Origin of the sequence: Geminicoccus flavidas, from assembly GCF_009806515.1 — a bacterium.
In the GTDB taxonomy this organism is placed as follows: Bacteria; Pseudomonadota; Alphaproteobacteria; order Geminicoccales; family Geminicoccaceae; genus Geminicoccus; species Geminicoccus flavidus.
On the sequence record NZ_WUJP01001020.1, the window covers coordinates 1 to 5166 of the forward strand.

General features: G+C 64.8%; 4 protein-coding genes and 1 tRNA gene. 3 read left to right on the top strand and 2 right to left on the bottom strand.

Features of this window, described 5'->3' with window-relative positions; translation table 11 throughout:
- The first annotated feature begins 125 nt into the window (after positions 1–125).
- Positions 126–272 (top strand): hypothetical protein, encoded by a 147-nt coding sequence (locus EQG76_RS29190; protein WP_159718739.1) that lies wholly within the window; start codon positions 126–128, stop codon positions 270–272.
- Between the two features lie 62 nt (positions 273–334).
- Here EQG76_RS29190 and EQG76_RS29195 read toward each other — a convergent pair whose 3' ends face one another.
- Both EQG76_RS29195 and EQG76_RS29200 read right to left on the bottom strand, forming a co-directional pair.
- Positions 335–1090 carry a DUF1194 domain-containing protein gene (locus EQG76_RS29195; RefSeq protein ID WP_159718740.1) on the bottom strand — a complete coding sequence of 252 codons (756 nt, stop codon included), beginning with the start codon at positions 1088–1090 and terminating at the stop codon, positions 335–337.
- Between the two features lie 333 nt (positions 1091–1423).
- Positions 1424–1720, bottom strand: a complete 297-nt coding sequence (locus tag EQG76_RS29200) for a hypothetical protein (RefSeq protein WP_159718741.1) — start codon at positions 1718–1720, stop codon at positions 1424–1426.
- 431 nt (positions 1721–2151) lie between these two features.
- Here EQG76_RS29200 and EQG76_RS29205 point away from each other — a divergent pair.
- Together EQG76_RS29205 and EQG76_RS32615 are read left to right on the top strand one after the other, a co-directional pair.
- Positions 2152–2228 (top strand) — tRNA-Pro (locus tag EQG76_RS29205).
- A gap of 1222 nt (positions 2229–3450) precedes the next feature.
- Positions 3451–5166: ABC transporter ATP-binding protein (locus EQG76_RS32615; protein WP_159718742.1), on the top strand; the 1716-nt coding region annotated here is incomplete at its 3' end.

Sequence of the window (5166 nt, forward strand, 5' to 3'; positions counted from 1 at the left end):
GTCTCGGCCAAAGAGCCCGATTGGTTCAGGCTCGACCCGTCACACCTCATCCTGGTGCGGTACACCTAGAAGAGCGTGGCATCGGACCAAGGCACAAGCAGTTCCGCCTCCTGTAAATGGAGCAGTTGGAGCGCCGCATAATCGTGGGTCTGGCGATCCGGGAGAAGGTCGACCCAGTTGCGGACCGAGCGTTCGAGGGTCAGGTCGGCGGTGACCTGATCGAGATGGTGCGCGACAGCCTGCACCGCCTGCAGGTCGAGCCGCAGCAGTGAGGGCATCCGCCGGCCCAGGTTTCGTCCCGGGCCGGCGACCTACCACGGCACCTGCTGGAAGCTCAGCCCTCCGCGTGCTCCGCCGGCAGGCGCCGCGGCGGGGGCAGTGTGCCCGAGATCTCCAAAATCAGCTTGCGGGTGAGCGCCTCGCCGAACTGGGCGAAGTCGCGCGCCTCGACCACGAAGCTGCCGGGGCCGCCGATGACGAAGCGGTCGAAATAATCCGGCAGCGGGCCTGAGGGCTCCCAGGTCGTATAGGTCAGCCGGCCGTCGATCGTGCCGATCGGGCGGTCGTCGATGATGGCGAGCCCGTTGACGGTGATGCCGGCGGCCAGGGCTGCGTCGCGCGCCTTGGTGATGGCGCCGTCGGAGGGATCGCGGCCATCGGCCGAGACGTCGATCACCTGCCTTGCGGCTTCAACCGGGGCCGAGGCCAGGAGCTGGGTGGCGTGCCGGATGCCCGTGCTGATCGAGGTGTCGCCGCTGTAGGAGCGGGGGGCCAGCGCGATCAGCCGCCCGAGCGCTAGCACCTCCTCGGCACTGCGCACCACCGTCCAGTCGATGACCGTGCTCGCCTCGCCGCGGCCGGCGAACTCCACGTAGGCAATGGCGGCGGCACCGGTCGGGCCGCCCAGGATGCGGTCCACCACGGCCGGTTCGGCGAAGGCCTGGGCGTAGCCCGCCTTCTGCAGCTCGAACTCGGACTGGTCGATGCTGGTCGAGGTATCGGCCAGCAGGACGAGGGCCAAGTCCACGGGCTCCGCCGCCCGTGCCGCCAGCGGCAGAGCCAGGAGAGCGGACAGGAGGAGGATGCGCATGGCTGTTGATGCTCCCCGGTTCTGCCCGCCGCTGCGGCGCTCGTGCCGCCGGTGGGGCAAGGACGAGGTTAGAGGATGCCCTGCCTCCCCGCCAGAGCGCGCGGCCCTGCCTCGCCCGCCTAGAATGCCATGGCGAGCTTCAGCGCCCCGCCCTACCGCTCGGTGTGCCCGTCATTCCATCCATCCAACTGCTGCTCACCGCATAGCAGATGGGGACAGACTTCAGGAGCTAACGGGCCCTAGTCTGCACCAGCGCGCAACGCGAGAGCGCGAACAGCCGACCGTGCAGGCAAAGTAGGCGATCACGACGCTACCGAGCTTGGTTTTCTTCGGCTAATTACAGATGGTTATGATGCTGAACACCTTGCCAGGCGCGCGGCTGATCGTGATCATGCCATCGGCCTCGAACCGGTCGAGGAGGAGGCGGATCCGCTTGCGGGACATGCCGCCTTGTTCGGCGAAGGCTGAGACCGACAGGGCCAGCTGGCCGCGCCGAAGCATGAACAGGCCGCCCCGGAGCCGGACCGAAGTGTCCTGGTAGGCGGCCATCTTCCGCAACCGGGACCACAGGCCTTCCGCGTCGAAGTCCTGCAGCAGAGGATGATCGAGGGTTCGGCGGTAGTCCTTCACCCAGCCGCCGTACTGGCTGTGCCTGGCTGATGCTGGCCGCGGCGCTACCATGCCCCGGTCCTGCCTCATCGCCAGCTCCTCCCTTGCGAGAGTGAGTCACCGACTAGAGGGGAACCCGGTGCGAGTTCCCGTGCAGGGAGGGCGAGCTCCACCGCGAGCCAGCAGCGGCCTCGGTTCATCGCGTGCCTCAGAGCCGGCATCCTGGGCCTGTGTGGCAGCGACGCAGGCAGGTGGAGAGGGGGGCGCTCTTGCTCTGGACGATGCGGCTGGACGATGGCTGCCGTTCCATATCCGCACCGCGCTGCGGTGGCGCGTCTGCCTAGTTCGGGAATAGTTCGGGACTCAAAGGACGCATTCAGCCCGTTTCGGTCCCGATCGGATTCTATCGCCTCATTGCCGAATTCGGCGCCATCCCTTATGAAACCGCCCGGCGGGGTGTGGCGCAGCCTGGTAGCGCATCTGCTTTGGGAGCAGAGGGTCGTCAGTTCAAATCTGACCACCCCGACCAGAAAATCAAAGGCTTATGAGCTGTCCGCTCACCAGCGGAAAATTACTGGTGAGCACATGGTGAGCAAGACCCTCCCTGTGGATCCACGTAGGGGGTACGTCTCGTATGTCGGTCGCCTAGCGCTGTCGCTCACCAGCGCGGGCACGGCACGGCGCTGGTGAGCGACCCAAGGGTCTGGCGCTCCCATGTGCACGATGCTTTTCGCGCGCGACCCCTTGCTACCTTTGCTAATTTGCTACCCTTGGGTCGCAAACCCGCGCCACGCCTAAAGATCTGGCCGCTTCGGCGGTCTGCTACCCGTTGCTACCGCTTGCTACCCGTCGTGATGCGCTTCGCTCTGGGCACGTGAACGTGTTGTTGCTCGCTCGGGCTTGCTGCCTGCCGGTTAGGTGCCCGCGCCTTTGGCCGAGATGGATGCCCGACGCGCTGGCTCGAGCCGACATCTCGGGTGGACATGGACTGGCGTTGGTCCCGTGGACCACGGCGCCCCTGAGGTCGTGGATGCCCCCCGGTGCGGGCAATCGCATCAGCCCCGAATGGAGGATTTCGCCGTGGATGTCAGCGGTGCGGGTCGCAGGACGTCCAACACGCTGGTCACGAGCCTGCCCGTCATGTGCGCCGGCCCATTGTCAGGCAGTGGGTTCAGGGATGCCGCCATCGCCTCCTCAACAGCCCGCACCAGCGGTTCGAAAGCCGCCAGGTCCCGCTTCTCAATCGGCTGAATCCCGCTCCACCGGAGTATCGGCATCTCCTTCCTCCTCAGCGAAAGTCCCTGGTCGGCAGCTTGATGCCCGAGCCCAGCCGCAGGTCGCGGATGTAGATTCCCCGTGGCGGGTGCCCCGGCTGGCTCCTCGAGCCGATGCTGGTCATGCGGAACATCATCGCGAGCGAGGTGACAGGCGGTGGTGCCACCTGCCTTAAAGAGCTTTGCCGATTCTCCTGAGCTTATCCACTACAGCACACGCAACGAGGTCGATCGGTGGTGTCAATGACGGTGAGGGCATCGCTGCTTCAAGTGAATTAGCCGAGCGCATAGAATATCGTCTCTGGATCCTCGGCAGCACAGTAGAAATGCAAGTGACATCAGCTTCGCCATATCCTCACTTTCCTGTAAGTATAAATCATGCCAAGGTTTGTGATTGAAATCGCAGCCGAGAGGCCGCTCTATGTAGTCCGCGTAGCTGACGCTTCGCCTCTTCCTGATTCTTGACAAGAGTGGCCCATGTCGATTTCCGACACGATCTTCCGTCCCTTCGAAAGGTTGATCCGGCCGCTCGACATCCCCTACCGGCCGCTGCCTTCCAAGGGACCGGTCGCGGTCCTTCTGCACTTCATCTCGATGTTCCGCGGCGTCCTGATCGCCCTGGCGCTGTCCTCCATGGCGATCGAAGCCATCAATCTCACGATCGTCTGGGGGCTTTCGGTCATCGTCGATGGCGTGACGCAACAGGGCGCGGTCGCTTTCCTGCAGAACGAATGGCCGCTGCTTGCCTTTCTCGGCTTTCTGATCTTTCCGGCCATGCCGGTCGCCTCGTTCCTTCTCAACACCCTGAACTCACATACGCTCGGCGTTGGCATGCCGGCCGCCATCCAATGGCAGGGGCACAAGGCGGTGGAGGGGCAGGACCTCGCGTTCTTTCAGGATCTGTTTGCCGGACAGGTCGCCTCGCGCCTCGCGCAGGTGGCATCTGCCGTCCAGCAGCAGATCATTGCCGCCTTTCAGTCCATCCCGCGCTTCTTGCTGCAGATGATCGGCTCCGTGATTCTGCTCAGCAGCCTAGCCTGGCAGCTCGCCCTGCCGGTCGTCGTCTGGATCGCGCTCAATGTGGCGCTCGCCATCAGGATGGCGCCGATCTTTGTCGAACGCGCGCGCAGCACCGCCAAGCAGCGCAGCCTCGTCGCTGGCGCGATCACCGATCTCTACACCAACATGCAGATGATCAAGCAGTTCGCGGCCGAGGACAGCGAGGCGGGCGCCATCCGCCGCATCATTCAGAAGGCCATCCAAACCCAGCACAGGGAACAGCGCATCTACCGCACGTCGGAACTGACCGTGGTGGCGCTCAACATGGCCCTCTGGCTGGCAATGCTGTCGATCGGCTTCTCGGGCCTCGTCAACGGCTTCATCACCGTGGGCGAGTTCGTCGGGGCGGTCTACATCCTCCACCGGCTGTCCGGGCACACCTTCACCTTCCTGCAGATGGGCCAGCAGATCTTCCAGGCGCTTGGCACCATCAAGGACGCCATGCCGGTCATGACGACGCCGCCCACCATCACCGACCGGCCGGACGCGGCCAGCCTCACGGTCAGCCGTGGGGAGATTCGCTTCGAGAATGTCCGCTTCGCCTACAAGTCCGGCAAGCCCGTCATCGACCAGCTGTCGCTGATGGTCCGGCCCGGCGAGAAGGTGGGCCTGGTCGGCCTCTCCGGGGCCGGTAAGACCACACTCACGAACCTGCTGCTGCGCTTCTACGATATCAAGGACGGCGCGATCCTGATCGACGGGCAGGATGTCCGCACGGTCACGCAGGCAAGCCTCCGGCGCGCGATCGGGGTCATCGCGCAGGACGTCGCGCTGCTGCACCGTTCGGTGGGCGATAATATCCGCTACGGGCGGCCGGAGGCGACGCAGGACGAGATCGAACAGGCGGCAAAGACGGCAAGCGCTGATGCTTTCATTGCCGATCTCGCCGACAGTGAAGGCCGCAAGGGCTATGACGCCTTCGTGGGCGACCGCGGCATCAAGCTCTCCGGCGGCCAGCGCCAGCGTGTCGCCATCGCGCGCGTCCTGTTGAAGAACGCCCCGATCCTGGTGCTGGACGAGGCGACTTCCGCCCTCGACAGCGAATCCGAGGCCGTTATCCAGGAAAGGCTCAACCTGGTGATGGAGGGAAAGACGGTGATCGCCATCGCGCACCGTCTTTCTACCATTGCCCGC

Excerpts from the sequence above, each read along its gene's own strand:
- EQG76_RS29195 (WP_159718740.1), bottom strand. The coding sequence starts at position 1,090 with ATGCGCATCCTCCTCCTGTCCGCTCTCCTGGCTCTGCCGCTGGCGGCA.